Annotated in this window: 1 protein-coding gene and 1 pseudogene; one reads left to right on the forward strand and one right to left on the reverse strand. The window is 60.1% G+C overall.

The window, feature by feature from the left end; genetic code table 11:
• Window positions 1-204, forward strand: a pseudogene (locus IC50_RS31305) (mandelate racemase); the annotation flags it as partial.
• Between the two features lie 128 nt (window positions 205-332).
• Here the strand turns inward: IC50_RS31305 and IC50_RS31310 are convergent.
• Window positions 333-620, reverse strand: a complete 288-nt coding sequence (locus IC50_RS31310; protein WP_035714293.1) for a GIY-YIG nuclease family protein — start codon at window positions 618-620, stop codon at window positions 333-335.
• Window positions 621-715 lie beyond the last annotated feature (95 nt).

The following is a 715-nucleotide window of genomic DNA, read 5'->3' on the forward strand; positions in this document are numbered from 1 at the left end:
GGCGGCCACCAGATGTCGCTCAACATCGCGGCCGGTCTCGGTCTCGGCGGCAACGAGAGCTACCCCGACCTGTTCCAGCCCTATGGCGGCTTCCCCGACGGTATCAGCGTCGAGAACGGCCACATCACCATGCCCGACCTTCCCGGCATCGGCTTCGAAGGCAAGTCGGATCTCTACAAGGAGATGAAGGCGCTGGCGGAGTAGCCCGGCTGCAGCAACAAATTCCGTCATTGCGAGCGTAGCGAAGCAATCCAGGCTGCCGCTGCGGAGAGATTCTGGATTGCTTCGCTGCGCTCGCAATGACGGAGGGTTGTCGGCCGGCCGGCTCGAAGTCAGATCAGCGTCTCGTAGAGATCCTTCCAGTCCGGATTCATGCGCTCGATCAATGCGATCTTCTTTGCCCGGCTTCCGGCCTTGATCTGCTTCTCGCGCGCAATCGCGTCAGTCATGGTCCCGTGAAGTTCGTACCAGACGAGGAGCTTGCAGCCGTACTTCGATGAAAATCCCCTCACCAGGCCTTCGCGATGCTCGAATGCACGACGCGGTGGATTCGAGGTAACGCCCGTGTAGATCGTTCCGTTGCGGCGATTGGCGAACATGTAGACGCAGGGCTGCTTCATAAGCGCACTCGCCGGCGAGAGCGTTCATGATAACACAACTCAGAGATGACTGTGAGGCTTTCGCCGCACCGTCATTGCGAGGAGCACTTGCGACG

It is taken from the genome of Bradyrhizobium genomosp. I (2014), from assembly GCF_000261685.1.
Classification (GTDB): Bacteria; Pseudomonadota; Alphaproteobacteria; order Rhizobiales; family Xanthobacteraceae; genus Bradyrhizobium.

Coding starts and splice junctions, on each gene's coding strand:
- IC50_RS31310 (WP_035714293.1), bottom strand. CDS start 620: ATGAAGCAGCCCTGCGTCTACATGTTCGCCAATCGCCGCAACGGAACG.